29 protein-coding genes and 3 pseudogenes are annotated in these 24,774 nt (G+C 59.2%); 14 read left to right on the plus strand and 18 right to left on the minus strand.

Features of this window, described 5'->3' with window-relative positions:
* Positions 1-42: 42 nt before the first annotated feature.
* On the minus strand, positions 43-435 hold the full coding sequence (locus C2H86_RS27595; RefSeq protein ID WP_159410791.1) for an NUDIX domain-containing protein: 393 nt from the start codon (positions 433-435) through the stop codon (positions 43-45).
* A 360-nt stretch (positions 436-795) separates the two neighbouring features.
* On the opposite strand from C2H86_RS27595, the pseudogene C2H86_RS28525 reads away from it, so the two are divergent.
* From C2H86_RS28525 to C2H86_RS27620, 5 genes and pseudogenes are all read left to right on the plus strand, one after another.
* A pseudogene (locus C2H86_RS28525) lies at positions 796-942 on the plus strand (general stress protein); the annotation flags it as partial.
* Between the two features lie 658 nt (positions 943-1,600).
* Positions 1,601-1,999: a response regulator gene (locus C2H86_RS27605; protein WP_159410793.1), complete on the plus strand. Its 399-nt coding sequence runs from the start codon at positions 1,601-1,603 to the stop codon at positions 1,997-1,999.
* Between the two features lie 156 nt (positions 2,000-2,155).
* Complete coding sequence (locus C2H86_RS27610) at positions 2,156-3,301, plus strand: sensor histidine kinase (protein WP_159410794.1); 1,146 nt, start codon at positions 2,156-2,158, stop codon at positions 3,299-3,301.
* Positions 3,302-3,379: 78 nt separating this feature from the next.
* Positions 3,380-4,582: a zinc-dependent alcohol dehydrogenase gene (locus C2H86_RS27615; protein ID WP_159410795.1), complete on the plus strand. Its 1,203-nt coding sequence runs from the start codon at positions 3,380-3,382 to the stop codon at positions 4,580-4,582.
* A 20-nt stretch (positions 4,583-4,602) separates the two neighbouring features.
* Positions 4,603-5,931 carry an SDR family oxidoreductase gene (locus C2H86_RS27620; protein WP_159410796.1) on the plus strand — a complete coding sequence of 443 codons (1,329 nt, stop codon included), beginning with the start codon at positions 4,603-4,605 and terminating at the stop codon, positions 5,929-5,931.
* A gap of 115 nt (positions 5,932-6,046) precedes the next feature.
* On the opposite strand, the gene C2H86_RS27625 is transcribed toward C2H86_RS27620, so the two are convergent.
* Positions 6,047-6,571: a cupin domain-containing protein gene (locus C2H86_RS27625; RefSeq protein ID WP_159413020.1), complete on the minus strand. Its 525-nt coding sequence runs from the start codon at positions 6,569-6,571 to the stop codon at positions 6,047-6,049.
* A gap of 344 nt (positions 6,572-6,915) precedes the next feature.
* Between C2H86_RS27625 and C2H86_RS27630 the strand changes: the two are divergent.
* Positions 6,916-7,284: pseudogene (locus C2H86_RS27630) on the plus strand (NUDIX domain-containing protein); the annotation flags it as partial.
* Positions 7,285-7,414: 130 nt separating this feature from the next.
* Here the strand turns inward: C2H86_RS27630 and C2H86_RS27635 are convergent.
* The 4 genes and pseudogenes from C2H86_RS27635 to C2H86_RS27645 all read right to left on the minus strand — a co-directional run.
* A pseudogene (locus C2H86_RS27635) lies at positions 7,415-7,789 on the minus strand (cation:proton antiporter); the annotation flags it as partial.
* A 123-nt stretch (positions 7,790-7,912) separates the two neighbouring features.
* Positions 7,913-8,137 carry a DUF2188 domain-containing protein gene (locus C2H86_RS27640; protein ID WP_159410798.1) on the minus strand — a complete coding sequence of 75 codons (225 nt, stop codon included), beginning with the start codon at positions 8,135-8,137 and terminating at the stop codon, positions 7,913-7,915.
* 16 nt (positions 8,138-8,153) lie between these two features.
* Positions 8,154-8,312, minus strand: coding sequence for a hypothetical protein (locus C2H86_RS28270; protein WP_205524579.1), 159 nt, complete (start codon positions 8,310-8,312; stop codon positions 8,154-8,156).
* Positions 8,313-8,349: 37 nt separating this feature from the next.
* Positions 8,350-8,643 (minus strand): DUF6555 family protein, encoded by a 294-nt coding sequence (locus C2H86_RS27645; RefSeq protein WP_205524580.1) that lies wholly within the window; start codon positions 8,641-8,643, stop codon positions 8,350-8,352.
* Positions 8,644-8,868: 225 nt separating this feature from the next.
* Here C2H86_RS27645 and C2H86_RS27650 point away from each other — a divergent pair, with 225 nt between their 5' ends.
* Entirely contained in the window at positions 8,869-9,408 is a 540-nt protein-coding gene (locus C2H86_RS27650) for a type 1 glutamine amidotransferase domain-containing protein (protein WP_159410800.1), read from the plus strand.
* Positions 9,409-9,469: 61 nt separating this feature from the next.
* Here C2H86_RS27650 and C2H86_RS27655 read toward each other — a convergent pair whose 3' ends face one another.
* Complete coding sequence (locus tag C2H86_RS27655; protein WP_159413021.1) at positions 9,470-9,994, minus strand: hypothetical protein; 525 nt, start codon at positions 9,992-9,994, stop codon at positions 9,470-9,472.
* Positions 9,995-10,189: 195 nt separating this feature from the next.
* Here C2H86_RS27655 and C2H86_RS27660 point away from each other — a divergent pair, with 195 nt between their 5' ends.
* On the plus strand, positions 10,190-11,047 hold the full coding sequence (locus C2H86_RS27660; protein ID WP_159410801.1) for an SDR family oxidoreductase: 858 nt from the start codon (positions 10,190-10,192) through the stop codon (positions 11,045-11,047).
* A gap of 227 nt (positions 11,048-11,274) precedes the next feature.
* On the opposite strand, the gene C2H86_RS27665 is transcribed toward C2H86_RS27660, so the two are convergent.
* Positions 11,275-11,508, minus strand: a complete 234-nt coding sequence (locus tag C2H86_RS27665) for a PLD nuclease N-terminal domain-containing protein (RefSeq protein WP_100773779.1) — start codon at positions 11,506-11,508, stop codon at positions 11,275-11,277.
* 179 nt (positions 11,509-11,687) lie between these two features.
* Between C2H86_RS27665 and C2H86_RS27670 the strand changes: the two genes are divergently transcribed.
* From C2H86_RS27670 to C2H86_RS27680, 3 genes are read left to right on the plus strand one after another with little or no spacing between them, the layout of a single operon-like run.
* The gene (locus C2H86_RS27670) at positions 11,688-12,191 is read left to right on the plus strand and encodes a CinA family protein (RefSeq protein WP_159410802.1); all 504 of its coding nucleotides are present in this window, start codon (positions 11,688-11,690) and stop codon (positions 12,189-12,191) included.
* A 12-nt stretch (positions 12,192-12,203) separates the two neighbouring features.
* A complete protein-coding gene (locus tag C2H86_RS27675; RefSeq protein ID WP_205524581.1) occupies positions 12,204-12,710 on the plus strand; it encodes a hypothetical protein in 507 nt (168 codons plus the stop codon).
* Positions 12,711-12,719: 9 nt separating this feature from the next.
* Entirely contained in the window at positions 12,720-13,163 is a 444-nt protein-coding gene (locus C2H86_RS27680; RefSeq protein ID WP_159410803.1) for a DUF421 domain-containing protein, read from the plus strand.
* Positions 13,164-13,525: 362 nt separating this feature from the next.
* Here C2H86_RS27680 and C2H86_RS27685 read toward each other — a convergent pair whose 3' ends face one another.
* Positions 13,526-13,777 carry a hypothetical protein gene (locus tag C2H86_RS27685; protein WP_159410804.1) on the minus strand — a complete coding sequence of 84 codons (252 nt, stop codon included), beginning with the start codon at positions 13,775-13,777 and terminating at the stop codon, positions 13,526-13,528.
* A gap of 224 nt (positions 13,778-14,001) precedes the next feature.
* Here C2H86_RS27685 and C2H86_RS27690 point away from each other — a divergent pair, with 224 nt between their 5' ends.
* A complete protein-coding gene (locus C2H86_RS27690; protein ID WP_159410805.1) occupies positions 14,002-14,466 on the plus strand; it encodes a hemerythrin domain-containing protein in 465 nt (154 codons plus the stop codon).
* 133 nt (positions 14,467-14,599) lie between these two features.
* On the plus strand, positions 14,600-14,794 hold the full coding sequence (locus tag C2H86_RS27695; RefSeq protein WP_159410806.1) for a hypothetical protein: 195 nt from the start codon (positions 14,600-14,602) through the stop codon (positions 14,792-14,794).
* 88 nt (positions 14,795-14,882) lie between these two features.
* On the opposite strand, the gene C2H86_RS27700 is transcribed toward C2H86_RS27695, so the two are convergent.
* The 4 genes from C2H86_RS27700 to C2H86_RS27715 form a co-directional block, all read right to left on the minus strand.
* On the minus strand, positions 14,883-16,088 hold the full coding sequence (locus C2H86_RS27700; protein WP_159410807.1) for an L-dopachrome tautomerase-related protein: 1,206 nt from the start codon (positions 16,086-16,088) through the stop codon (positions 14,883-14,885).
* Positions 16,089-16,128: 40 nt separating this feature from the next.
* Positions 16,129-16,419, minus strand: coding sequence for a putative quinol monooxygenase (locus tag C2H86_RS27705; protein WP_159410808.1), 291 nt, complete (start codon positions 16,417-16,419; stop codon positions 16,129-16,131).
* A 14-nt stretch (positions 16,420-16,433) separates the two neighbouring features.
* The gene (locus tag C2H86_RS27710; RefSeq protein WP_159410809.1) at positions 16,434-17,228 is read right to left on the minus strand and encodes an SDR family NAD(P)-dependent oxidoreductase; all 795 of its coding nucleotides are present in this window, start codon (positions 17,226-17,228) and stop codon (positions 16,434-16,436) included.
* Positions 17,229-17,345: 117 nt separating this feature from the next.
* Positions 17,346-18,185, minus strand: a complete 840-nt coding sequence (locus C2H86_RS27715; protein WP_159410810.1) for a type 1 glutamine amidotransferase domain-containing protein — start codon at positions 18,183-18,185, stop codon at positions 17,346-17,348.
* A 112-nt stretch (positions 18,186-18,297) separates the two neighbouring features.
* Between C2H86_RS27715 and C2H86_RS27720 the strand changes: the two genes are divergently transcribed.
* The gene (locus C2H86_RS27720) at positions 18,298-19,203 is read left to right on the plus strand and encodes a LysR family transcriptional regulator (RefSeq protein WP_159410811.1); all 906 of its coding nucleotides are present in this window, start codon (positions 18,298-18,300) and stop codon (positions 19,201-19,203) included.
* A gap of 139 nt (positions 19,204-19,342) precedes the next feature.
* Here C2H86_RS27720 and C2H86_RS27725 read toward each other — a convergent pair whose 3' ends face one another.
* From C2H86_RS27725 to C2H86_RS27745, 5 genes are read right to left on the minus strand one after another with little or no spacing between them, the layout of a single operon-like run.
* Positions 19,343-20,281: a cyclase family protein gene (locus C2H86_RS27725; RefSeq protein WP_205524582.1), complete on the minus strand. Its 939-nt coding sequence runs from the start codon at positions 20,279-20,281 to the stop codon at positions 19,343-19,345.
* Entirely contained in the window at positions 20,281-21,411 is a 1,131-nt protein-coding gene (locus tag C2H86_RS27730) for an alkene reductase (RefSeq protein ID WP_159410813.1), read from the minus strand. The genes C2H86_RS27725 and C2H86_RS27730 overlap by 1 nt, the downstream gene beginning before the upstream one ends.
* Complete coding sequence (locus C2H86_RS27735) at positions 21,404-22,375, minus strand: TIGR03571 family LLM class oxidoreductase (protein ID WP_240349660.1); 972 nt, start codon at positions 22,373-22,375, stop codon at positions 21,404-21,406. Before C2H86_RS27735 ends, C2H86_RS27730 begins: the two co-directional genes overlap by 8 nt.
* 10 nt (positions 22,376-22,385) lie before the next feature.
* Positions 22,386-23,189 (minus strand): 2,5-didehydrogluconate reductase DkgB, encoded by an 804-nt coding sequence (gene dkgB, locus C2H86_RS27740; RefSeq protein ID WP_159410814.1) that lies wholly within the window; start codon positions 23,187-23,189, stop codon positions 22,386-22,388.
* A 47-nt stretch (positions 23,190-23,236) separates the two neighbouring features.
* Positions 23,237-24,427: an MFS transporter gene (locus C2H86_RS27745; RefSeq protein WP_159410815.1), complete on the minus strand. Its 1,191-nt coding sequence runs from the start codon at positions 24,425-24,427 to the stop codon at positions 23,237-23,239.
* Between the last annotated feature and the right edge of the window lie 347 nt (positions 24,428-24,774).

Genomic DNA, 24,774 nt, shown 5'->3' on the forward strand with positions numbered 1-24,774 from the left:
GCAACCACTGCCGACCTTCGTCTGCGCCTGCAGCCCTCTGGATCATGCACTAAGCGCTGGCAGCTGACGCGAAAGCAATGCCGCAGCTGAAGCCTTCAGATCCGTGGAGAGCAGCTTTTCCCGAAGTACCCATTTACAGGCAACGATCTCGTTACTCGCCAGCGGTTTTTCTCCGTCGTCCAGTTGAGTGGTGAAAATGTAATGGAGTGTGGAGCCGACTCTCAGGGTACAAAGTGAGAGCAGGCCATGCCCTTTGATGGACGTTTCCTCTCGCAACTCCCGCTCGGCAGCCATACTGGGCGTCTCGTGAAACTCGATGGTGCCGCCAGGGAAATGCCATTTACCTGCTTTTTTTCGAACTAACAGAATCTTGCCGCTTTGCAAGCAAATGATAGTAGCTCTGGTTTTTACCTTGCGCTCCTTTTCATCCCACATGCTCACGCTCACATCACAATCAGGTTTATACCCTTTTCACTCACCGGCGAAATGGCGTCTCATTCCCTAATGACTTGAACCGCCGCTAACTCGTTCAACTTGAAACTCCAGCACGCTGATCAATACAGTCGAAACCGTGCCCCCAGACAGCCTGGAATGAGTGTGTCGCTGAGGTCTTTACTACGCAATAGGTTGCGGGGCTCGACCTTTCGCGCATTCGGTCAGCTAATACGAAAGTTAACGGTGCTTGGGGGATTTCCGAAAGCTCTCAAGAAAACACACAGGCCCACTGTGTGACACATGAGGTGCGAGATCATGGCAAACGATCAAGACAAAACCGGTCAGCAAGGCGGCACCGCTCAGAACAACCCTGGCAATTTTGCGAACGACCGCGAGAAGGCTTCTGAAGCCGGTCAAAAGGGTGGTCAAGCATCAGGGGGCAATTTCGCCAACGATCCACAACGAGCGTCAGAAGCTGGTCAGAAAGGCGGCCAGATGTCCGGGGGACGATCTGAGGATGAGCAAACAGGGCAAGGCAGCGGCGGAAATCTTCAGGAAGACGATCCTCAGCGTGCCAGTGGCGCCAGTCAACGGGGTGGCCAAGGAGGACATGAGACTGGCATCAAGTCCGATCGGCAGGACGACATGGATGACGGGTCTCAAGCTATTCAGGACGAAGACAGCGGGATGACGGAAGATAACCGCTGAGCAAATCGCCAGGGACATGGACCGCCCTGGCTTCCCGCTCTGGAGCCGTTTTTCAATCAATCATTATCCATTTGCATCATTTCGATACCTGAAGCATCCCGGCCACCTTCTCCAGCAATACCTCGATTTCAAAAGGCTTGGGGATCAGCGCAGTATTTACCTTTGTCGGTGCCTACGGATCGGAGCTTTGAGCGCTGCAGGATCCGTTAGGTGCCCTTAGACGATGTGATAAATCACCACGATTGACGGACAGCGTTGCAATTAAAGGGTGTACACAGACTTGGACGTGAGCGCAAGGCGCCTCAAATATCGTTCGAAACCATCGCCACGGAAGCGATCTTATTGAATTATTGGATGAACAAAGCTGTCGGAAACTCGGCGCGCTGCAGCCCTACGCTTCCTTGGCGAGAAGACTTGGATGTCACTCCTATCCAGCAGGCGCTCTAGAGATGTCACCATGAACAAATTCGAAAATTGCCTGCCTGCATCCCCAAACGTTCTCATCGTCGAAGACGACCCCATGATTCGAGAGCTGTTGTCCTACTACCTGGAGGATCAAGGGGCCTCGGTCAAAGCCGTGACCACGGCAGACGATGGACGCGATGAATTGGTGAGCCAGCGGTGGGATTTGATGCTCATCGACATCCAAACCCCGGGTATGCTCAATGGGGTCGATCTTGCCTGGATTGCCAACCAGCAAAGACCAGAGACGCGAATCGTCGTAATGAGTGGATACTTCGATTTCGCGGGTAGAGCATTGCCGGAGAAAGCAGTATTTCTTCCCAAACCTTGGCCTATGACCAAGTTTCGGGACATCATCGCGAGTGAACTTGCGCTCGCAGCAGTGGAGCACTAGCCTCAGACGCAACCCTCATTTTGTCTTCAGTTTTCGACAATGGACACAGTCATGTAGTCGCATTGGGGTTAGTCTTTGCCTCCTGAGGCTGCCCGACGTGTGCAGTCTTCGACTACGCTAGGCTTCCCAGAAAGCCGCTTGCGCAGGAGATATGCCATGCGACTGTCAAATTTCATTGAAGCGAACCTGGAGGCGATCCTCCTGGCCTGGGACAGCTTTGCTCGCGCCGTTGAAACGCCTGCACCTGCGCTGGGTAACAAAGCCCTGCGAAACCATGCCGAACAAATTCTTCGCGCTGTGGCGATCGATATGAGGACTCCACAGACGCAGCATGAGCAGATCCAGAAGTCCAAGGGCCTCGCACCGGCAGGTGACCACGAGACGGCAGCTCAAACCCATGCTGTGCTGAGGTTGATGGATGGTTTCACCCTGGATCAGATGGTTTCGGAATACCGTGCCCTGCGTTCCAGCGTGTTAAGGCTCTGGTTATCGTCCGAAGCGGGTAACACTGACAGCCAGGTCGAAGATATGGTGCGATTCAACGAAGCCATCGATCAGGCTTTGACAGAGTCGATTGGTTCGTATGGGCGAGCTGTCGAAACCACTCGAAAAATGGTGCTTGGTGTCCTGGGACATGACCTGCGGTCACCACTGAGCGCGATGTTGATGGGCTCTGATATCTTACATAAAAGCAAGCATTTGCCTGATAGGGAGCGAGATATTGTTACCCAGATCAGCAGCAGTGTTCGACGCGCAAACCGTATGGTCAACGATTTGCTCGACCTGGCCCGTTGCAACCTGAGCACTGGCATCCCGGTTACAAGACAGCTGGTTGATCTCAACGAGATCTGTAAGGCCGTGATTGCTGAGATAAATGCTGGACGTCCTGACGCCGTTATCTTATATAAGGAACCGAAGCGCCTAGTTGGGAGTTTTGACCCCGACCGCATGGCGCAAGCATTCTCCAACCTCATCGGGAATGCGGTCAGGCATGGCGATCTTCGACATCCCATTCATGTTCGCCTGAGCGAGTCGGAACACTCCGTGCGATTTGTCGTTACCAACCTGGGCAAGCCCATTTCGCCCAATGAGCTACCCAACCTGTTCGACCCCGAGCGACGATGCTCCGCCTTCATGGAGGAAAACAACAACGCCAGGACGGGCTTGGGTTTAGGCCTGTTCATCGCTGCTCAAATCGTATCCAGTCACGGGGGTGTCATCCACGCGAAGTCCTCGGAGCTCGAGGGAACCAGCTTCGAAATGCTGCTCCCTTCAACCCAGCCTGCATCACACCACCACTGAACCGGTTGGTCTGAACTTTACCAGCCCAGAAGCCTTCCCCTGCATACCCCCACGTTTTTGTGATGCAGGAGCAAGACGATGAGAGCACTCACCTACCACGGCGCTAACGATGTCAGGGTCGATACTGTCCCAGACCCCATCCTGCAAGACGCAGACGACATCATTCTCCGGGTCACCGCGACCGCTATCTGCGGTTCCGACCTCCATCTCTATCACGGCAAGATTCCTGAAACGGAACACGGCGACATCTTCGGCCACGAGTTCATGGGTATCGTCGAAGACGTCGGTAGAGACGTGACGAACCTGCAGGTTGGTGACCGTGTTGTGATTCCGTTTGTGATCGCCTGCGGCAGTTGCTTTTTTTGCCAGCACGATCTGTTTGCTGCCTGTGAAACCACCAATACCGGACGCGGATCGATCATCAACAAAAAGGGTATTCCGCCCGGCGCAGCGCTGTTCGGGTACAGCCACCTGTATGGAGGCATTCCTGGAGGCCAAGCTGATTACGTCAGGGTACCCAAAGGCAATGTCGGGCCATTCAAAGTGCCGACCACCCTCGCCGATGACAAAGTGCTGTTCCTCTCTGACATCCTCCCTACCGCTTGGCAAGCGGTCATCAATGCGGAGATCGGCCAAGGCTCATCGGTAGCGATCTACGGCGCGGGGCCAGTGGGGCTGCTGAGCGCCGCCTGCGCACGGATGCTAGGCGCTCACACCGTCTTCATGGTGGATGACAACGACTACCGGCTGGCCTATGCCCAGCAGGCCTACGGCGTCATCCCGATCAACTTTGAAAAGGATGATGATCCTGCCGACAGCATCATTCGCCAGACACCCGGCATGCGTGGCGTGGACGCGGTCATCGATGCGGTCGGGTTTGAAGCCAAAGGCAGCACTACCGAAACCGTGATGACGGCCTTGAAACTGGAAGGCAGCAGCGGCAAGGCCCTGCGCCAGAGCATTGCGGCTGTGCGCCGTGGTGGCGTAGTGAGCGTGCCCGGAGTCTATGCGGGGTTCATTCACGGTTTCATGTTCGGTGATGCCTTCGACAAAGGCCTGACCTTCAAGATGGGGCAAACCCATGTTCAAAAGTACCTACCCGAGCTGCTCGAACATATCGAAGCAGGACGCCTGCAGCCCGAGCTGATCGTCACCCACCGCCTTGCGTTGGAGGAAGCCGCAATGGGTTACAAGATGTTCGATCAGAAAGAGGACAACTGCCGGAAAGTGATCCTTGTTCCAGGAGCGGCATCTGGGACGTTGGGCCCTGACTACGTATAAACCTCACGGGAGCGTGCACCATGATTGATCAAGCCACAGGCATGAAGCCAGGTGAACGGTATCGCGTTGAAAACCTTGAACGTGTTCATCAGTTCCCAGGCTTCTTTCAGGACGGCAAGTATTACCTCGGCCCAGAGCTTTTGACGGCTGTCGGATGGGTGGAGGGTGACCGATTCATCTATGACAGTCTCGATGCTGAAGGGGAGCCCATTTTCCCGGAACGGGTGGCCGGCACCATCAGCAACTTGACCTTGAATCTCGTGGACGGTACATCCCTCGAGCTCTCACCCATCGAAGCCAGTGAGACCTTCACGGCGCCGATAAACGACCCCAATTCATCCGCGGATGAGCAAACCCCATTGACTCGATCGCCGATCAGAGGCCCGCTGCGCGGCAAGGTGGTTGTGATCACCGGAGCGTCCAGCGGTATAGGCCGTGCTGCAGCTCATGCTTTTGCCTGCAAAGGCGCGCGTCTGGTGCTGGCGGCACGAGATCAGGATGGGTTATTCGAAACGCTGGACGAATGCACCGATTGCGGCACCGATGCTGTAGCCGTAACCACCGACATGACCCAGAGCGATCAGGTACAAGCCTTGGCAGACCGTGCTGCCGACTTTGGCCATGGCCGGATCGACATTTGGGTGAACAACGCGGGCGTAGGTGCGGTGGGCAGTTTCGAAGAAACGCCGCTTGAAGCCCACGAGCAGGTCATCCAGACCGACTTGGTGGGCTACCTTCGCGGGGCCCATGTTGCGCTGCCCTACTTCAAGAAACAGGGCAGCGGCACGCTGATAAACACCTTGTCCCTAGGCAGCTGGGTAGCCCAACCTTATGCCGCAGCCTATTCGGCCAGCAAGTTCGGATTACGCGGCCTCACTGAAGCACTCAGGGGCGAGCTGACAGAATTCCCCAACATCCACGTCTGTGACATCTACCCAGCCGTAATGGATACCCCAGGCTTTCGTGATGGCGGTAACTTCACCGGCCATGCGCTCAAACCACCAGGGCCCATTTACGACCCAGAGCTCGTGGCCAGAGCCATGGTAGCCTGCGCAATCTCACCCCGCGCCAACACCACCGTCGGTGCAAGCGCCCGCCTCGCGCATTTGGCCAGCTATCTGGTGCCAGGGCTGCCGGCACTTTCCGGCTGGCTTACTCGGTGGGGACTGGACCGCAGCCCTGGCGCACAGAAGTCCTCAGGCAATCTCTTCGAGCCACCAAGCGGTCGACGAAGTATCGAAGGTGGGTGGCGAACCGCAAAAGATAAAACCCCTTTGTTGCTGAGTGCAGCAGTTATCGGACTGCTCGCTGGGTTCGTCATCACCCATGCCCAACGCCGGCGCCAGTGAGCGATCTTTAGGGGGAAAGGTTCGTTTGGCCACCTGCCTGGGTTTCTCTTCAGTAGAAATCCAGGCGTTCTTCAGGCGATCGGATTGGCTCTGCAGCCATCTCGTTTCTTTCTGATCACTGCCAGATTCTCATCAGGGCACCATGAGCTCCGCTTACCGGGTCCTGCTCAGGGTGTGGCACTCGGGCGATGCGTGCCAGCGCCTGCTGGTGAGCGCCAACTTCTGGCCGCTGGATGTCGTAATCTTCCTGCCCTTGGGGATAGGCGCCCACGACCAGAAAGTCGTCGCTGGACGCCATGCATCGATGCCCCGTCCCTGCTGGCAACACCAGCACATCACCCGCCTTGACGGTCAGCGCCTGGCCCGCTGCGCCGCCCAGCATTATTCGAGCATGGCCGCGGGCAACGCCAAGCACCTCGTGCGCATTAGGGTGGAAATGGTGGTAATCGAAAATTCCGGCACGCCACAGCGGGGTCCAATGGTGAGCGGCGAACAAGGTCTCGAACGCGCCAGCATTGCCATGCGCAGGCGCAAGTTGCAGACGGTAGAGCAACACGGGGAAACGGCTGTTGGGCGTGGCGCCGTCGTCCTCGAACCGCAAGGCCTGCAGGGGCTGGGTGTTGCTGTCGATGGCAAACATGAGGGCGTCCTGATCAAGTGGGCTGAGCATAGGTTACCTTCCTGGGCCTCTGGGCACTGGCTCTTATCTGTAGTGACTGCGGGGCTGCCTGAAGGTTTGTTCGAAGTGCCTCAATGACCTGTCGATGACCACCCACCCTGTCTCAAACCGGTACTCGGCCACTTGCCAACAGGGCAGGATACGCGACATTCGTTTGACGACGGCTAGTGTTGAAAGGACTGAAGCCGAAGCGCTCAAGCACTTGGAGACATCTGCAATGACTAAAGCGGACTTTGAACCGTTCACCTTGCGAGATGAACTTTGGTGCGCGGTTTGGGCCTTCCGTTCATACCGGAGGAAGCGCCATGAGCCAATTGAGAGAGCTGCATTCCACTGTCATTTGCCTGCAAGCCGGCAAAATTTTGATGGTGCGCAAGCAAGCCCCTGAGTGGTCACTACCCGGCGGGAAAATTGATCCTGGCGAGACACAATTCGAGGCGGCCTGCCGTGAGTTGCGTGAAGAAACCAGCCTCCAACTTACCGACGCTCAGTTTCTTGGGCACAGCGTGCTGCCTGGCGAGGAGCACTGGCTCTATCCCATGACTGTCCCAGCGTCCATGCAGCCTCGAGCATCACACGAGATCGTGGAATGCCGATGGTTTTCAGTCGCAGAACTGGGTCAAGTAGTGGTAAAGCCAACGAATGTGGAATTACTCAGACGAGAAGGCTTCCTGGAAGCCAGGGTGAAGGATCGCCCTGGCATTTTTATCAGCGTTCGCCAGAGCATTTTTAGCGTCCCAGAGATCAAGCGCCGCTCGACCGAAACAAAAGAACGTCACCGAGCGCTCCGTTTCCACGCTTCGTAACGCGCAAGCAGATACCCCACCCCAGATTCAGCCCGTAGTGCGCCACCAGTGCTACGCCAGCGATGCAGATCACCATGACCGGCCCAGCCAGGTAGAAGGCCCCCCACCATCTGCGGTTACCCAAGGGCAGGCGCAACTTCAAGCCGCTGAAGAACAGCGAAAACAACACGGCGACTTCGGTCAGATGCTCCATCCAGCCACCCGACTGTGCAACATCAAGCTGCAGGAAGCTCAGCCCGGGCGAGCCCAGAGCAACGCCTAGACCAAGGCACACCACCGAGGATGTAACAGGTATCCAGCGCAAATACGAGGATGAAAGCGCGAGCAGCAACAAGACTGCGCCCAGCATGGCGAACCAGACGATAAAGGTCATCTGCGCAGGGGCCTGTGAAGGCAGCCAGAGCGAAGCCCATCCCGAAAAACCCGTCGACCCCGTGGGAGAGGATGCAGCCCGTGACAATCTGCAGCGGTAGATAGTCACAGGCGCTACTGTGACTCAACCTCTTGTATGGTGGGGGTCAGCAGAGCGTGGATACGTACGCTCCTCCTCCAGGGTACCGTCGGCCTTGTGAATCTTCACCGACGCAGTTTTGCCTTCAAAGAAATCCCGCAACGAGCTCACCAGTTCCTGTTTGGTTGCAGCTCGCCTGGAGGCCCTGTGAGCACCTTCTTTTTTCAGTTCCCAGCCATCAGAAGTCGGGCTGAGATGATAGTTGTCCATTTCATGCTCCTTTTACTTAAAGAGTCTGGCCATCGTCCTCGATGTCTTGCTCAGCCTCCGCGGCGTCGGTGGCATCAGCGTCATTCAAAGGCGGTGAGGTAGGTTTTTCCGGATCGTTGATGAAAGGCACACCGCTTGGACCATGCTCTTCAAGACCTTCAGTTTTTGGTTGCATAGCAAAGTCTCCAGGCAATTGGGTCAGCTGTGGGCCGCTATTCGCCCACACCCGTCTCGGAAAATTTTTCGACAGCGATAGGCGGCGCAATGAACTCCGGGCCATCGCCTGCCAATCGCCACTTCACATTCGCGATCCCGTAGCGCTCGGCCATGGGCCGGCTGACCAACTTGATTTTCTGCTGACAGAACCTGGGAATGATGCCAACCCCTGCGTCGCAGCTTGCCCAATGCCAGGCAACGGCGTTGTCCATTTTTTCCAGACGGATGATGAATGATCGGTTCTCGCCATGAAGTGCGTATTCGATAACGTACAGTTGTTGTCCAGCCACGTGAGTCTCTCCCTTTTCACTCATGCGTCTGTTGAGGGGAGATGGACCAGAAAAATTCAATTGAAAAGCCAGGCGGCAAAATACGACGTGATATCAGCAAGCACGCCTGCGAGTGTTTGAAAGGTACCCACTGGTCAGGCGTTCGGGATTCGAAGCATCGTCTTTGAACTTCCCGCTTTATGGATGGCCTCCCCTATCAGGTCCATCGGAAACGGAGATTCAACAATGAATGCACAACTGAGCGGCAAGCGCGTGGCCTTCCTGGTCACTGACGGGTTTGAACAGATAGAGCTGACCGGCCCGCGTGAAGCCTTGGAGAAAAACGGCGCCGTGGTCGATATTCTTGGCGACAAGGAGGGGACTGTGCGCGGCTGGAACCATGACAAGCCCGCCGACGAATTTGCCGTGGATGCAACGTTCGACAGCGCCCACCTGGATCTTTACGACGCCCTCGTGCTGCCGGGTGGCGTGCAGAATTCCGACACCATCCGGCTGATACCCGGCGCTCAGAAGCTGGTGAAAAGCCACAACGCGGCGAGCAAGCCATTGGCGGTCATCTGCCACGGCGCCTGGCTGTTGGTCTCGACCGGCCTGGCTCAAGGCAAGCGGATGACCAGCTACAAGACGTTGCAGGACGATATTCGCAACGCAGGCGGTAACTGGGTTGATGAAGAGGTTGTGGTCGATGGCAACCTGATCACCAGCCGCCAGCCGGACGATATTCCGGCCTTCAATGAGCAATTGATCAAGGCGCTGGCCGGTTGAGCCCATTCTCAGCACACTGGCCCCCTTTTCCGGGGGCCATACTTCGCCGAGTGAAGCGTCATCACGCCAACTGGATGTACACCGAATAGCTACCCAGCAGCAACCAGAACACCAGGAAGATCCATGGTGTGCGTAGCGAAAACAGCATCGACTTTCGATGCCCTGCCCGGGAAGTTTCAGTTTCGCAGAACAGCGGCGATTCATCGTAGGCCAACCCCATGATGGGCTCGCTCTGCAGCAAGTGACCTTGCTTGAGTTGCCAATGATCGATGATGTTGTACGCCGCCCGGATCCCAGGCCAGGCATTGAGCGAGCTCAGCACACCCAACAAGGCGAGGAACGCTGGCACGATCAGCGTAAACATTTCTCCCCATCCTTGATTGAGATTGCCCATAGACGACACGAACGCAATGACCAGAAAGGACTGGGCAGCCAGGTAGGCGTCGGTGCGATTGGCCAGAATGCTGGTTTCGTACTGGATCTCACGCCGGTAGAAGTCCAGACGCTCCTTGGGAGAGCCGAACATCCTGGCGTTGTGTTCGCTGATTTCATGCTCCGGGGTCGCGGGGGTAATGATTCGAGGCACTTTTTCCTCCTGCAATACGGCTCCAGGCGGTGAGATCGCGAGGAGGTCTGTTCGGTAGAACAAGCGACGCAGTCTGGAATTCAATTCATTCAAAGCAATACACCGCTCGTCATGCCAAGTGCACATTCAATCCAACGCACAGGCATCCGATGCTTCGAAACGGTAAGAGCGTTCTCAACTGCAGGAGCTTCTACCATGCGCGACTTCCCTACTCCGCCCTTTCCGTCCCAGCCCCAAAACGTCCCCGGTTCACAACGCAAGATGGAGCCCTATCCAGACTGCGGTGAGCAGTCCTATACCGGCCATAACCGCCTTGAAGGCAAGATTGCGCTGATCACCGGTGCCGACAGTGGCATCGGGCGGGCCGTCGCCATCGCCTACGCACGCGAGGGCGCCGACGTTGCCATCGCTTACCTCAATGAACATGACGACGCGCAGGAAACAGCGCGCTGGGTCGAGGCAGCGGGCCGAAAATGTCTTCTGCTCCCCGGAGACCTGGCGCAGAAACAGCACTGCCATGACATCGTCGAAAAGACCGTCAAGCAGTTCGGGCGCATCGATATCCTGGTCAACAACGCCGCCTTCCAGATGTCCCATGAAACCCTGGAGGAAATCGACGATGACGAATGGGTGAAAACCTTCGATACCAACATCACCGCGATCTTCAGAATCTGCAAGGCAGCACTGCCTTCCATGCCAAAGGGCAGTTCGATCATCAACACCAGCTCGGTCAACTCCGACGATCCGTCTCCAAGCCTACTGGCCTATGCAGCGACCAAGGGCGCCATTGCCAACTTCACGGCGGGTTTGGCTCAATTGCTAGGGAAGAAGGGAATCAGGGTCAATAGCGTTGCGCCTGGCCCCATTTGGACGCCTTTGATCCCGGCTACCATGCCCGACGAGGCCGTGAAAAACTTCGGCTCCAGCTACCCTATGGGGCGACCAGGACAGCCGGTGGAGGTCGCGCCCATCTATGTGCTGCTTGGCTCCGATGAAGCCAGTTACATCAGTGGTTCACGGTACGCTGTCACTGGCGGTAAGCCGATCCTTTGACGAAAAAAAAGAGGCTCGCCAAAAAGCGAGCCTCTTTGCTGTTTCTCGTGAAAATATCAACGTTCGTGCCTTCCCTCCTCCCGTGCTGTTTTTTGCGCCGTAGAGTCGTGAGGTGTACCCGACGAGCCATCCGGACGATGAGCATCGTTGTCCCGCTCCTCTTCGCCTTTAGTCTTCGATTGCGAGCCAGGCTTCCGCTGTTGGACTTCTTTCGTCATGCTGACCTCCTACCCTTTACTGTGTTCGGGTGAGGTAGGCCCGGTTCCGCGCTTGATTCCGCGAGGCCCGGCCACTCCCCAGATGGCCAGTCCGACAATTGGCAGCACCACCAGTATCAACGACCACATCACTTTGGTTGCGTCAGACTTGTCGCTGCGGAAAACGCTGACGATTGCCCACAAGTCAACCAGCAGGATGATTGCCGCTACGGCTATCCAGAAGTACGTGACAGGATCATTCATGATCGTTTCTCCCTCTTCCCAGGTGAATTGGCCGCATCGCGACCCTGTATACAAGGGAAGCCAGGATGATGAGCAAAGTTCAGGCTAGGTTTACTGCCCAGGATGGGCGGACAAAGATTGCGCTGAACCAATCACCGCTTGACTGCGTCCACCGCAAACAACAAGCGAGTCGATCTCTTATGGCAAGCGAACCCGTACTGGCCGCCCTCGGCTATCTCAAAGACAACCAGTTGATCCTGACGACTGCGGAGTCGTGCACGGCAGGTTGCATGGTGGCGCTATTGGCAGCGGTGCCGGGTACCGGAGAAGTGCTGGAAAGCGGCTATGTGGTCTACTCCCCCAGTGCCAAGAAACGCTTGCTTGGCGTCAGCGCCGAAACCATCGAACGTTACGGCCTGACCAGCGAGGCAGTAGCGTGGGAAATGGCCCTGGGAGCGTTGAGAGACAGCGATGCCAATGTCGTGATCGCTACCACTGGCGTGGCTGGGCCCGGGCCCGAGTCTGGCGTGCCGCCAGGCACAATGTGCTTTGCCTGGGCTTTTGCCGGCGAGCCAGTAGCCGTATTTACCCGTACCCAACGGTTCTTCGGTGAGCGGGCTGATGTCATGCGCCAAGGGGCGTTGTTCGGGCTGACGCGGCTTGCCCACTACCACCAACGCTGGCTTCGCGGCGAACGCGCCTGAGGGCAAGTGATCATGCCGGAAGACGAATGGGCGTCCAGGCGCAATCCTGTTCAGGAAGACATGTCGATGCAGCAACGCGTCTGGCGCTTCGAGCGCGTTGGCTGGTATCTGCTGGTCATCGTCGTCGTGCTCGCCTTGGCAGGGCTGTTTGGCAACGGCCCGCTCAGTGATGCTGAGGTGGTAAGCCAGGATGGTCGTGTCAAGGTCGAGTATCAGCGCCTCAGTCGCAGCGGCACGACCGACAACCTCTACATAACGGTCCAAGGAGAGCCTGGTCAGCCGGTCAAGGTAGAGCTTGAAGGCTCTCTACTGCGCGCAGCCAGTATCGAGACGATGCAGCCGGAACCGCAACTTTCGATGTCGCATGGCCCTGCCCTGTTGCTGCAACTGGGTACCAGCAAGGACGGCGTGGCCACCTTGTACCTGACGCTTCGAAGTGATCACGTGGGTACCTTGGAGGGCGTCGTCAGGACAGGCCCACAAACCGCTGTCCACTTATCCACATTCCTCTACCCATAGGAACGCATCATGGATTCGATACTCCGCGCAGCCGGGATGTACGTGGCCCTCATGCTGCTGTTCCGCGTAGCCGGACGCCGCTCACTCGCGGACCTGAGCACATTCGACTTCGTTCTGCTGCTGATCATTGGGGAAGCCACTCAGCAGGCACTGCTGGGTGAGGATTTCTCGTTCACCAACGCCATGCTGGTCATTGCGACGCTGATCGTCCTCGACGTAGGGCTGTCGTTGGCAAAGCTCAACTCCAAGCCCTTGGCTCGGCTTCTGGATGGGCACGCTACCCTGGTCGTGGAGAACGGGCAATTTCTGCATCACCGAATGCGCCGAGCACGCCTCACGGAAGACGATGTTCTCGAGTCGGCAAGAAACAGCCAAGGTATTGAAAACATCCAGCAGGTCAAATTTGCCATCGTCGAGCGCAATGGCAAGATCTCCATCATCCCCGCCGATTAGAGCATCAATATCGCCTGACCATGATCAATGCTGGGAACGGGCATCACATCGCGCCGGGACACAAGCCACGCCCGCATCCGCTCGGTATCAAAAATCTGACCCTCGTCCATCATGAGCAGAATGAGCGACTGGGTGGGCCTGTCCCGTGGCAGCGGACGCCAAGAAGCTGGTTACTGAGCCAACTGCCTTAAGCCTTTTGCGTATTCGTTCGGTGAACGCTGCCCATGCCTGCGTCCCTGGAAGCATATGTGCGAGGATCAAGCGGCTGGCTTGTGTAGCACTTTCGTCCAACCATCATCCCGTGCATCGGAATGGCATGGGGGCTTTCAGCCAGCTTTCCAATCGGGGCGAAGACCCTGAACTTAAACACGATGGTAGTCCGCGCCGGCTATGGCTTTGAGAAAGCCGCGGTCGGCGAGCCGTCGCAGGTCTCGCCATTCGCGCCAGTCAATGAGCCCCAAGCGGTCCATCTCGTCGACCTGGCGAAGCAGTTCTTCGTGGTGGCTACTTGGGCAGTCGCGCCTGCGCTCGACATCGTCATACAGCGCGAACCAAAGGTTCACTGCAGCCATACGACGCTGCTCCTGGGTGATCTGCTGGGTGATCGCGTTCATGCTGCCTGCCCTCGCCCGCTTTGACTGTCGAGCCTGCTGCCGTGGCAAGGTTCACCTGGGACAGGTCAGCGGTATGACAGCCGCGCAGCCTCACCGCCCAAATCATCTTAGGAGCATCCGCCTTGTCGCGGCAGAACACACATCATCTGCATTGAACCCTTGCGCTTGTTGCCGACTCCACCCAGAGCAACCGTGATTTTTCCCAGCCCCTGAAGAGGTGTCCCATGAACGCAATCGAACTGCTGATCCAGGACCATCAACTGGTGAAGAAACTGCTCGAGGAACTGTCCTCGACCACCGAGCGCGCCGTGAAGAAACGCGCCGAACTGCTCGAACGTATCAAGCAGGAGGTGAGCATCCATACGGCTCTGGAAGAAGAAATCCTGTACCCCGCGATCAAGCAGGCCGGCGGCAAGGAAGAAGCGAAGATGTATTACGAGGCCAAGGAGGAGCACCGCACGGTCGACTCGCTGGTCATTCCCGACCTGCTGCACACCGAGACCGGCACCGTGGAGTTCGCCGGTAGGGTCAAGGTGATGAAGGAGTTGCTGGAGCACCATATCGAGGAAGAAGAAAGTGAGCTGTTCCCTACTGCCCGCAAGCTGCTGGGCAAACAGGAACTTGAAGACATGGGCAAGGCCATGGAAGCTCAGAAGAAGATGCTCAAGGGCGAACAGCGCGCCGCCTGATGAGCGCCAGCGCGCCCGCCCGGGCGCGCTGGACCAGGCGTTACTGGGTGGGCGACTCTGTGTTGATCATCGGTGGCACCGGCGCAAGCGGGAACGCCCGCCGCTGCTCGCACGCGCCTGAGGGCAAGTGATCATGCCGGAAGACGAATGGGCGTCCAGGCGCAATCCTGTTCAGGAAGACATGTCGATGCAGCAGCGCGTCTGGCGCTTTGAGCGCGTTGGCTGGTATCTGCTAGTCATCGTCGTTGGGCAGTCTTTGGCAAGCCGTGATTACGGCTTCGGCAAAGCGCCTGGTCATCCGCGAATAGCGGTAAAGCCAACGGACTGACTCCATTCGCTTACCGTATGCGCTGCAGCCGGCACGTCGTAGCAGCAGCTGCGCCACATCCAAGCTCCTGAATCGCACCACCAGCCGCTCAGTCAGTCGAACTTCGCCTGGCGGCCATCGAGCGACAGGAACGCTCATCCCCTGCCCTGACCATACCTGCGAAGTGGTCATTCAGCCGGCTCGAGGTAAAGACCAGATCGCCGTCTGGGTGGATTGCAGGCGTGTCGGGCCAATGCACACCCTCGTCACTGGCCAGCAGCGACATGGCCTTGGTAGCGGGGTCGTACCTGACGATGCCATTGCGGGTGACATCGGTGATGTAGAGGCGCCCCCTGGCGTCGGTCGCTAGGCCGTCGGTGTTGCCTCCTACCGCGCCAAGGTCCTGGATCGCCGACACGATCTGCACTTCACTGGCGCTAGCCTGACGCAGGATACTGGTAGGCAGCGCATGCAGTCGCGTGCCGGTGGTTACCGTCCAGTACAAGGTTTCGCCATCTGGCGACAAGGCGATACCGTTGATACCGATCTGCAGCGGCTTGCCCGACCACACCTCGGCCCCATGGGCCATGACCGTCACGCCCGGCTCGACCTGCAGGCTCGGGTGCCGATCGAGCACGCGCCGAGCCGTGCCTGTCACGAGGTCCACCACGATCAGCCCCACCTTGTTGTCAGGCGCACTGCGTGAACCGCTGTCGGAAATGTAGGCGACACGACGCGCCTCGTCGACGACGATGTCATTGAGAAAGCTGGCCTTGCGATCAGCCACGCCCTGCAAGTCGATTGCCTTCACCAGTGCGCCGGATTTCAGTTCCAGCACCAGCACCTTCTGTGAGCCAGGCGGAGCCTCGGTCTCACCGCTAACAAAGCCCATGTCCAGCGCCCACAGCCAGCCGTTGGTACGGTCGACATGAAAGCCGAGCACATTGCGCAGGCTGGTAGACGCCGGGCCATTCACCGCGTTGCCCTGACGTGACGGGAATGCGCTCAAGCGCGCGGGCCCAGCCATAGTCTGGGTGTCCAGGGTGCTCAAAGTAGCGGGCGCCGCTGCAGACACCAGACGCGGCGTACTCACGAAGGCAGTGCCTTGTGCATCGAAATGGATTCCAGCGATGGGCGCGTTGACCGATGCCGGGAACGTGGCCGGAGCCTGGCCTGCGCGCGGCACGTCCCAGCTCACACCAGCATAGCTGCGCCAACGTTCAAGCACAGGCGCATCCGCCGCACCCGCGATGTTGGCTAAGGAGATCAGGGTCACTATGCCAATGGCAGGCAGACGACGGATGCGTACGAACATGTGTGTATTCCAATAGACGGGACGAAGAAGTACCAAGCGATCAGGCGACCTGGTGCATGAGCAGGAGCTCGAAAGCACCGATCATCGCCCCGGCCTTGGCGCGGAACGCATCCATGTGGGGGCCACGCCTGTGGCTTTCCCAAGCGGCCTGATCGCGCCAGCGTTCGACGAACACGACTTGACCCGGTTGCTCCAGGGACTCGTTCAATTCGTAGCGTATGCACCCAGGCAACTCACGCACGATGGCGACCAGCTCCGACTGTGCCTTGACCAGCGCGGCTTCAAAACCGGGCTTGGCCTGCGCGATGGCGATGATGACGAGTTCAGACATGGCTTGTCTCCGAATCAGAGGATGGAACGGAAAGTGCCGCCTTCGACGCGCACCGCCGCACCGTTGGACGCAGCGCCAAGCGGGCTGGCCAACAGCGCGACCATTGCCGCGATCTCATCGGCTTCGATCATTCGCCCGATCAGCGAGCTGGGGCGGTAGGTCTGGAAGAAGTTCGCTTCGATTTCCGCATCGGTCATGCCCGGCCGCGGCGCGGTCTGGCGCAGGTACTCGACGATGCCGTCGGAGCGGGTGGCCGAAGGCAGCACGCTGTTGACCGTTACCCCCGTCCCCTTGGTCAGTTCCGCCATGCCGCGCGAGACGGCCAACTGCGCTGACTTACTGACGCCGTAATGCACCATGTCCGGGGGTGTAAACGCGCCCACTTCACTTGACATGAAAATCACCCTGCCCCAGTTCCGCTCGAGCATGCGCGGGAAGTAGTGCCGCGACAGCCGCACACCGGACATGACATTGACGTCGAGCATGCGCAGCCAGTCCTCGTCGGTGATGTCGGCGAAGGCCTTGGCTTCGTAGTAGCCCAGGTTGTTGATGAGGATGTCGGTATCCGGGTAAGCCGCAAACAGTGTTGCGGCGCCCTCGGCGCTGCCCAGGTCTGCGACAACGGTGGAGACTTGCGCTGCAGGCACTGCCTGGGTGATCTGGGCAACGGCGCTTTGCAGTTTTGCAGGGTCGCGCCCGGTCAGCGTGACAGCGACGCCTTCACGCGCCAGGGTCTGGGCGATGGCCAAACCGATGCCGGCGGTGGCACCGGTGACAAGCGCGGTCTTACCCGTGAGTTGAAGGTCCATGCTGGTTTCCTTTTAATATGCGCATGGCAACCCGCGCCATGAGCGCGGGTGTCGTTGCGGCAAGTGGGCCGGGCGAACCTGGCTATTTGGGATGGAGTTGAGGTTCCAGACGTCGCGCTACTTCAAGCGTTTGAGCAGTTCTTCTCCCACCGCAAGCGCCGAAGCCGGGTTCTGGCCGGTGATCAGCTCGCGGTCGACGACGACGTTGGAGGCCCATGGCGTGGCATTGCTGCGGAACGTCGCTCCAGCCTGCTGCAGCGCGGTCTGTGGATAGAACTTCATTTCGCCGCCGCCCAACTGAGGTTTGGCCTGCTCTTCTTCCTGGTTGCTGATGACCGTGACCTGGTAGCCGCTGTAGATCCACTGCGGCGCGCGCGGGGCCTGACCGGATTCCAGCGTGGCCACAAAGCCACTGGCATCCGGCAACGTCGATAGCAGCGCAATCGGGCCATGGCAAACCAATGCGGTCGTCTTGCTGCGGCTATGGAAGTCGGTCAGCAAACGCCCCAGCGCCGGGCTCTTCAAAAGGTCCTGCATCGGTGCGTGACCGCCTGGGATGTAGACTGCATCAAACCGGTCGTACCCCAATTGCTCGATACGTGCCAGGCTTACCACGGGCGATTTTTCCCTGGATGTCAGCGCCAGTTTGGCGAGCAGATCCTTGTGTACCTGCAAGTTGGCGGCGTCATTGCCAAAGTACGCCGAAGTGATGGACGAGGCATCGACCGTCGGTGCCTGACCGTTTGGCGTAGCGAAAGTGATCTGGTGGCCCGCATCGAGCAGCAACTTGACCGGCTGCATCAGCTCGTTAAGGAAGAACCCCGTGGACAGGACCTTTCCGTCCTTCAGGTCCAGATGGTTTTCATCGGACAGCACGACCAACACGTTGCCGGCCTGGGCCGTGGCCGCCGCGAGCCCTAGTAGCAGTGTTGCTGCAAGCTTTGGTAGCAGTTTCATGATGAGACTCGAACATTCATTAAAAGAGAGGTGTGACAGGGCGTACTGTATTCAGCACCCTGGAGGAGATAAACTAGCCAGACAGAACAACATTTGTTCTTTAGGGGACAAGATGAGCCGTAAATTTGACTATCTCGGGGATGTAGAGGCCTTCATGGCGGTGGTCGAGCACGGCTCTTTCACCGCCGGCGCGGTGGTACTGTCGACCACCCCCTCGGTGCTCAGCAGAGCCGTGGCCCGGCTGGAAACCCGGCTGGGGCGGCAACTCCTGCAGCGCACCACGCGCAGGCTTGGCCTGACCGACGCTGGACGGCAATACCTGGACCAGGCGCGCAGGGCCTTTGCCGTGCTGGTCGAGGCCGAACGCGATGTGCAGGGCCAGGGAGGCGCGCTGGCTGGGCGCGTGCGCATGAGCGTGCCGACCACCTACGGCCATTACCGCCTGCCGCCGCTGCTGGCTCGCTTCACACGCTCACACCCCCAGGTGCAGGTCGAATTGAACATCACCAACCGCAACGTTGACCTGGTGGCAGAAGGTTTCGACCTCGCCATCCGTCTGGGCCCTTTACCGGACAGCGGGCTGGTTGCTCGCAAGCTCGAAGATGCAGCCCTGCTGTTGGTCGCCGCCCCCGAATATCTTCAACGGGCGGGTACCCCGCAGTCGCTGGAAGCGTTGCAGCAGCATCTGTGCCTGCCCTTCGTCATGCCACGGACCGGGCGCCTGGCGCCGTGGGTGTTCCGCGACGGCGATCAAGACATCGACTGGCTCCCGGTCTCGAGCATCGAGGTTTCGGATGACGTCCTGGGCGTGGTGTCCCTGGCCGAACAGGGTATCGGCATCTGCCAGAGCTACGACTTCATCGTGCGCGAGCGCCTGGAGCGTGGGCGCCTGGTGGAGGTGCTGCCACGTCTGCGGGGCCGCACCCGGCCCTTCTCGCTGGTCTATGCGCCCCATGAACGACAATCGGCAGCTGCACGAGCAATGATCGACTTGCTGGCAGGCGCCACGACGAGCTGACGATCATTAGGCTCGGCCTGGCGCGTCGCCGGCACACGCGTCGATATGATGTCGCACAAACAAGGCGGTCCCTGTCAGGCCGACAGGGACCGCCTTGGCGCATCACTTGAGATTGAGACAGACAGTTACTTGCACGTATTCATCGAATGGCTACCGGATTGATATTGACCTGGGTGGAACCTGCATAGAGCGGTTGGCCAAGAACAAAAAGGAACTCCCAAGCCTTGTCGTGCACCAGCGCACGGCTGTCGATCAGTTCCAGGTTGTAGATGCCGCGTTTGGCAAGCATGTACTGGTTGACCGGAAACTCGTCCTTGCCATGCGGGTTCGGATAAACCTCGGAGGCCCAGGTATCTCCGCCGAAGGCGACGATACCCTGGTCGGCCAGCCACTGCGCTGCCTCCATGCCGATACCTGGCTCCACTTCCAGGAACTGCTCGTTGTCGTTGCCGATCAGCTCCAGCCAGCCGGTGTTGAACAGCACCACATCCCCCTTGCGCAGGGTCAGGCCTTGTTTCTTCAATACCGCCTGGATGTCGGCCACGCTGAACTCGGTACCGCCGGGCACGATGGCCTTGCCGTAGTGAGCGGTCATGTCCAGCACCACGCCACGGGTCACCATCGGCGGCACTTTTTCGACGCCGAGCTTGGTGACGCCATCAACGGTCACGAAATCGGCTGCCTTGTTGCCGTTGTAGTACACGTTGTCGATACCGATGTGGCCGATACCGTTGAGTTGGGTTCCTACGCCAGTCCAGGCATTGACCAGCTCATCATTGAAGGTGAACTTGTTTGGCCCCAGCGACCGTCCCGCCTGCTGGCCAACCTGCACGTTGTAGAGCCTGAAGCTGCGATGCCGGAAGGCCGGCAGATGCTTGTCCACCGGTACCGCCAGCGGATAGGTCTTGCCCGTCTTGACCAGGCCTACGGCCTGCTTGACCACTTCCGGAGTCAGCAAGTTGGCAGCGCCGATCTCGTCGTTCGGACCATAGGCTGACGGATACCAATCGGCTGCGGATGCGGTATGCATGGCAAGCGGCAATACAGCCGCCAACGTGAGTTTTGTAAGGGTCTTCATCATGCCTCCGGGTTTTCAGCGGACTGCGTCAGTCTGGGATAGTCGGTCAGGCCGAGCGCACCGCCGCCGAACAAGGTGTCGCGGTCGTGTGGGTTGAGCGGCGCAGCTGCGCGCAGGCGCGCGGGTAAGTCGGGGTTGGCAACGAACGGGCGGCCAAAGCCAATCAGGTCGGCCCACCCTTCGCGCAACGCCGTACGAGCCCGCTCGGCGTTGTAGTGGCCGGCGTAGATGAACGTGCCGGGGAACGCCTCACGCAGTCGTTGCTTGAACGCAACCGGCATTTCAGGAGCGTCCTCCCAGTCGGCCTCGGCGATGTGGATGTAGCCCACGCCAATTTCACTGAGCAGCTGCGCTGCGGCGATGTACGTGGTTTCGGGGTCGTCATCGACACAGCCGTTGAGTGTGGTCAGCGGCGCCAGGCGGATGCCGACACAGCCCTTGTCGCCCGTGCCTTCGACCAGGGCTTGCGCCACCTCGCCGAGAAAACGCAGGCGGTTGTGCAGCGAACCACCATATTCATCGCCGCGACCGTTGGCGCCGGAGTCGATGAACTGGTTGATCAGGTAACCGTTGGCGGCATGCAGCTCTACGCCGTCGAAGCCAGCGGCCATTGCATTGCGCGCGGCTTGGCGGAACTCATCGACGATGGCTCGGATTTCCTCCACGTTGAGCGCGCGCGGCTTGGACGCTTGCACGAAACCCGGCTTGCCGTCGCTTTCAGCGACGAACACATTGACACCCTCAGCCTGGATAGCCGTGGAAGACACCGGAGACTGCCCATCGAGCAGGCTGATGTGGCTCAAGCGCCCGACGTGCCAAAGCTGTGCGAAAATGCGTCCGCCAACGGAGTGTACCGCCTGGGTAACCTTGCGCCACCCGGCGACCTGCGCCGAAGTGTAAATGCCAGGCGTCCACGCATAGCCCTTGCCAAGTGGGGAAATCCAGGTGCCTTCGCTGACGATCAGACCGGCAGTGGCACGTTGCGCGTAATACTGGGCCATCAGATCGTTCGGTACGTCACCGGGTTGGCTGGCACGCGAACGCGTCATTGGCGGCATCACGATGCGATTGGGCAGTTCAAGGTCGCCAAGCCTCAGCGGCTGGAACAAGGGGTCATTCGTATCAGGCATTGCAGTTCTCCATGGCCGTCGCTGTCGCATCGGCTGAATGAAAAAGGGGCAGGACGTGTTCGGCGATCTCGTGGAGGGTCTGATCAAGCGGCCGCTGGTTGCGGCGCAAGTGCAGGCCTACGTGATCGACGCCGGCTGCGCGTAACGTTTGAAGTTCCTCGATCAGTGCGTCGCGGCCGCCACGCAGGCCGAAGCGATGGCGCTGCATCGGCGCGTCGGCGCGCTCGGCCAGATCCAGGTGGATGAAGCTCGCATAGGGTTTGGCACCGGCTACCGCACGCCATGCGGCAACGCGGCGTTCGTGATCCCGGGGCGTGCCCGGATAAGCCAGGCAGCCGTCCATGTGCTCGCCAATCCAGGCCGGGCTCTGCTGGGCCAGCCCGGCCACCAGCAGCGGGAGTGGAGCGGCTGACCGCGGCAGCACGGTCAATCCATTCGGCAAGCTCGACTGCGCGCGGTCCCGCAGCAACGCGACCTGCTCACGAAAAGCCGTTCCGCGGCCCGCGAAATCGCGGTCGAACAATGGATACTCCACCGGCCGGTCGCCGCTGGCCACACCCAGCAGCAGACGATCTCCACTCAATTTCTGGATCGTCGCTGCCGATTTCAACGTCAGCAGCGGCTCGCGGATGGGAAGCACCACCGCAGCGGTGCCCAACAGGATGTCGCGGGTGATACCGGCCAGATAGCCCAGGTAGGCGAAAACTTCGAACACCTGGGCGGCATCGCCGAAGGCAGGGTCGTACAGCGGCACGTCGCGTATCCACAACGCCCGAAAACCGAGGCGGTCAACCAACTGCGCGAGCTCGGCGTGGCGAGCCAGGTCCGGCTCGCCTGGCAGGCGGGCGGCTTTGCACCGTGCCTGCTCTGCGGTGGGCGTCCAGTCGTTGTCCAGGGGAGCCTCGATACCGATGCTGAAACCACCAGCGGTCAATCGCTCCAGGGGCATTGTGGGGATACGCATGATGATCGCCTCAGTCCCAAACCGGAGCCAGGCCCTCAGGGCTGACTTCGCGGCTGTTACGATCCAACTGTTCAATCCTGGCCATGTCGTCGGCGTCCAGGTGCAGGTCACCCGCCAGCAAGTTGCTGGCCAGGTTCTCGCGCTTGGTCGAGGACGGGATGACCGCGTAGCCGAGTTGCAGCGCCCAGGCCAGAGCGACCTGTGCGACAGTGGCCTGGTGCTTGTCGGCGATCTGCGCCAGTGTCAGGTCCTTGAGTACCTTGCCGTAGGCCAGGGTCATGTAGGAGGTGACAGGGATGCCCTGTTCTTTCAGGAAGGCTGTCAGCTTGTGGTTCTGCAAATAAGGACTGAGTTCGATCTGGTTGGTGGCAATCTCGTCTTTGCCAACCACGGCGATGGCCTGCCGGGTCAATTCGATATTGAAGTTGGAGATACCGATCTGGCGGGTCAGGCCTAGCGCCTTGGCCTCGGCCAGCGCCGCCATGTATTCGGCCAGCTCGATACCGTTGCCGGGTGCAGGCCAGTGGATCAGTGTCAGGTCCACGTAGTCGGTGCGCAGCTTCTTCAGGCTCTCGCGCAGGCTTGGCACCAATTTGTCCTGGGCGTAGTTGTCGGTCCAGATCTTGGTCGTGATGAACAACTCGGAACGCTCGATGCCGCTCTCGGCGATGGCTTGACCTACATCGGCCTCATTGCCGTAGATCTGTGCGGTATCAATCGCGCGGTAGCCCAGCTCCAGCGCATTACGCACCGAATCAATGACGGCTTGGCCGGTCAGGCGGAAGGTGCCTGCGCCGAAGGAAGGAACACTCATGATGAACTCCTGGAAGGGTTGGGAAGAAACGAAGATCGAGGAAACTTTCATGCTTGATTTGGTTGGGCCAACGCCGAGGCTGCGCGCCGGTCCAGCCGGCCGGACAACACCGTGAGCCCCAGCGCGGCCAGCGTGACCACCGCGGCAATCCACGGCGTATGGGCCAGGCCGAGATGGCCAACGACCTGTGCACCGCCCCAGGCACCGCCGGCCACGCCAAGGTTGAACGCCGAAATGTTGAAGCCGGCTGCGACATCGGTTGCGTCAGGCACAACCTGCTCCGCCTGGCGCACGACATAGACCTGCAAGGCGGGCACATTGCCGAACGCCACCGCGCCCCATGCCAGCACCGTCAACAGCACCAGCGGTTTGCTCGGCGCGGTGAAGGTCAGCACCAACAACACAACCGAGAGCAGCCCGAAAATGATCTTCAGTGCCGCCACGGGACCCTTGCGGTCGGCCAATCGGCCGCCCCAGACGTTCCCCACTGCCACCGAAACGCCATAGGCCAGCAGTACCAGGCCCACCATGTTGGAGTTGAAACCGGAGATGTCTTCCAGGATCGGCGCCAGAAAGGTGAAAGCAATGAGCGAGCCGCCGTAGCCAACTGCGGTCATCGCATAGACCAGCAGCAGTCGCGGTTGCAGCAGAACACGCAACTGCCGGGCGAGCGGCGCGGGCGCGGTATGCGAAATGTCGCGTGGTACCAGCACCTGCGCACCGATGAGTGCCACCACGCCGAAGGCGGCAACTGTCAGGAAGGTAGCGTGCCAGCCCAAGTGCTGGCCGATGAAGGTACCCAACGGGATACCCGTCACAAAGGCCACGGTCATACCGCTGAACATCGTGGCGATGGCACTGGCTGCTTTCTCGCGAGGCACCAGGCTGGTGGCGACGATCGAACCGACACTGAAGAACACGCCGTGCGCCAGACCGGTCAGCAGGCGAGCGAGAATCAGGGTGGTGTAGCCAGGGGCCAGCCAGGCCACCAGGTTACCAACCGTGAACAGCACCATCAGCCCCACCAACAGCGGCTTACGCGGTACCCCTTTCGTAAGCGCGGTCAGGATCGGCGCGCCGACAGCCACACCAAGCGCGTACAGGCTGACCAGCAGCCCTGCCGAAGGCAGAGACACACCGAGATCCGCAGCAATGGTTGGGATCAAGCCCACAATAACGAATTCGGTAGTACCGATGGCGAAGGCCGCCAACGTCAAAGCAAACAGTGCAAGAGGCATAGTTGCAATCCGGAGGGAGTTAAACAATGGTTTGCAGTTTGGCGAACTTGCGTTTTCAGATTAAGCCATAGGCAAGTCAAATAGATTTGACGTGGAATCAACAATAGATACCGTCGACCGCTATGCGCGCATTCTCCCTTCCTGAAAACAGCCTCACCTGGCGCAATGACGAATAACTACGAACGAACAGAAAACGATTGCTGGTTGACGTCGAGTTACACCTGAACCCCTCTCTACTTGCAGTAATAAACTGTCCAACTGCAGCTCACCCAATAGTTTGATAGCCCCTGGCCGGTTGCAGGCTGGCGTCGGGGAGGTCAAGCCAATGGCGCCGTACGGCGACGTAG

Origin of the sequence: Pseudomonas putida, from assembly GCF_009883635.2 — a bacterium.
GTDB classification, from domain to species: domain Bacteria; phylum Pseudomonadota; class Gammaproteobacteria; order Pseudomonadales; family Pseudomonadaceae; genus Aquipseudomonas; species Aquipseudomonas putida_W.

Excerpts from the sequence above, each read along its gene's own strand:
- C2H86_RS27595 (WP_159410791.1), bottom strand. The coding sequence starts at position 435 with ATGTGGGATGAAAAGGAGCGCAAGGTAAAAACCAGAGCTACTATCATT.
- C2H86_RS27605 (WP_159410793.1), top strand. The coding sequence starts at position 1,601 with ATGAACAAATTCGAAAATTGCCTGCCTGCATCCCCAAACGTTCTCATC.
- C2H86_RS27610 (WP_159410794.1), top strand. The coding sequence starts at position 2,156 with ATGCGACTGTCAAATTTCATTGAAGCGAACCTGGAGGCGATCCTCCTG.
- C2H86_RS27615 (WP_159410795.1), top strand. The coding sequence starts at position 3,380 with ATGAGAGCACTCACCTACCACGGCGCTAACGATGTCAGGGTCGATACT.
- C2H86_RS27620 (WP_159410796.1), top strand. The coding sequence starts at position 4,603 with ATGATTGATCAAGCCACAGGCATGAAGCCAGGTGAACGGTATCGCGTT.
- C2H86_RS27625 (WP_159413020.1), bottom strand. The coding sequence starts at position 6,571 with ATGTTTGCCATCGACAGCAACACCCAGCCCCTGCAGGCCTTGCGGTTC.
- C2H86_RS27640 (WP_159410798.1), bottom strand. The coding sequence starts at position 8,137 with ATGGACAACTATCATCTCAGCCCGACTTCTGATGGCTGGGAACTGAAA.
- C2H86_RS28270 (WP_205524579.1), bottom strand. The coding sequence starts at position 8,312 with ATGCAACCAAAAACTGAAGGTCTTGAAGAGCATGGTCCAAGCGGTGTG.
- C2H86_RS27650 (WP_159410800.1), top strand. The coding sequence starts at position 8,869 with ATGAATGCACAACTGAGCGGCAAGCGCGTGGCCTTCCTGGTCACTGAC.
- C2H86_RS27660 (WP_159410801.1), top strand. The coding sequence starts at position 10,190 with ATGCGCGACTTCCCTACTCCGCCCTTTCCGTCCCAGCCCCAAAACGTC.
- C2H86_RS27665 (WP_100773779.1), bottom strand. The coding sequence starts at position 11,508 with ATGAATGATCCTGTCACGTACTTCTGGATAGCCGTAGCGGCAATCATC.
- C2H86_RS27670 (WP_159410802.1), top strand. The coding sequence starts at position 11,688 with ATGGCAAGCGAACCCGTACTGGCCGCCCTCGGCTATCTCAAAGACAAC.
- C2H86_RS27675 (WP_205524581.1), top strand. The coding sequence starts at position 12,204 with ATGCCGGAAGACGAATGGGCGTCCAGGCGCAATCCTGTTCAGGAAGAC.
- C2H86_RS27680 (WP_159410803.1), top strand. The coding sequence starts at position 12,720 with ATGGATTCGATACTCCGCGCAGCCGGGATGTACGTGGCCCTCATGCTG.
- C2H86_RS27685 (WP_159410804.1), bottom strand. The coding sequence starts at position 13,777 with ATGAACGCGATCACCCAGCAGATCACCCAGGAGCAGCGTCGTATGGCT.
- C2H86_RS27690 (WP_159410805.1), top strand. The coding sequence starts at position 14,002 with ATGAACGCAATCGAACTGCTGATCCAGGACCATCAACTGGTGAAGAAA.
- C2H86_RS27695 (WP_159410806.1), top strand. The coding sequence starts at position 14,600 with ATGCCGGAAGACGAATGGGCGTCCAGGCGCAATCCTGTTCAGGAAGAC.
- C2H86_RS27700 (WP_159410807.1), bottom strand. The coding sequence starts at position 16,088 with ATGTTCGTACGCATCCGTCGTCTGCCTGCCATTGGCATAGTGACCCTG.
- C2H86_RS27705 (WP_159410808.1), bottom strand. The coding sequence starts at position 16,419 with ATGTCTGAACTCGTCATCATCGCCATCGCGCAGGCCAAGCCCGGTTTT.
- C2H86_RS27710 (WP_159410809.1), bottom strand. The coding sequence starts at position 17,228 with ATGGACCTTCAACTCACGGGTAAGACCGCGCTTGTCACCGGTGCCACC.
- C2H86_RS27715 (WP_159410810.1), bottom strand. The coding sequence starts at position 18,185 with ATGAAACTGCTACCAAAGCTTGCAGCAACACTGCTACTAGGGCTCGCG.
- C2H86_RS27720 (WP_159410811.1), top strand. The coding sequence starts at position 18,298 with ATGAGCCGTAAATTTGACTATCTCGGGGATGTAGAGGCCTTCATGGCG.
- C2H86_RS27725 (WP_205524582.1), bottom strand. The coding sequence starts at position 20,281 with ATGAAGACCCTTACAAAACTCACGTTGGCGGCTGTATTGCCGCTTGCC.
- C2H86_RS27730 (WP_159410813.1), bottom strand. The coding sequence starts at position 21,411 with ATGCCTGATACGAATGACCCCTTGTTCCAGCCGCTGAGGCTTGGCGAC.
- C2H86_RS27735 (WP_240349660.1), bottom strand. The coding sequence starts at position 22,375 with ATGCGTATCCCCACAATGCCCCTGGAGCGATTGACCGCTGGTGGTTTC.
- dkgB (WP_159410814.1), bottom strand. The coding sequence starts at position 23,189 with ATGAGTGTTCCTTCCTTCGGCGCAGGCACCTTCCGCCTGACCGGCCAA.
- C2H86_RS27745 (WP_159410815.1), bottom strand. The coding sequence starts at position 24,427 with ATGCCTCTTGCACTGTTTGCTTTGACGTTGGCGGCCTTCGCCATCGGT.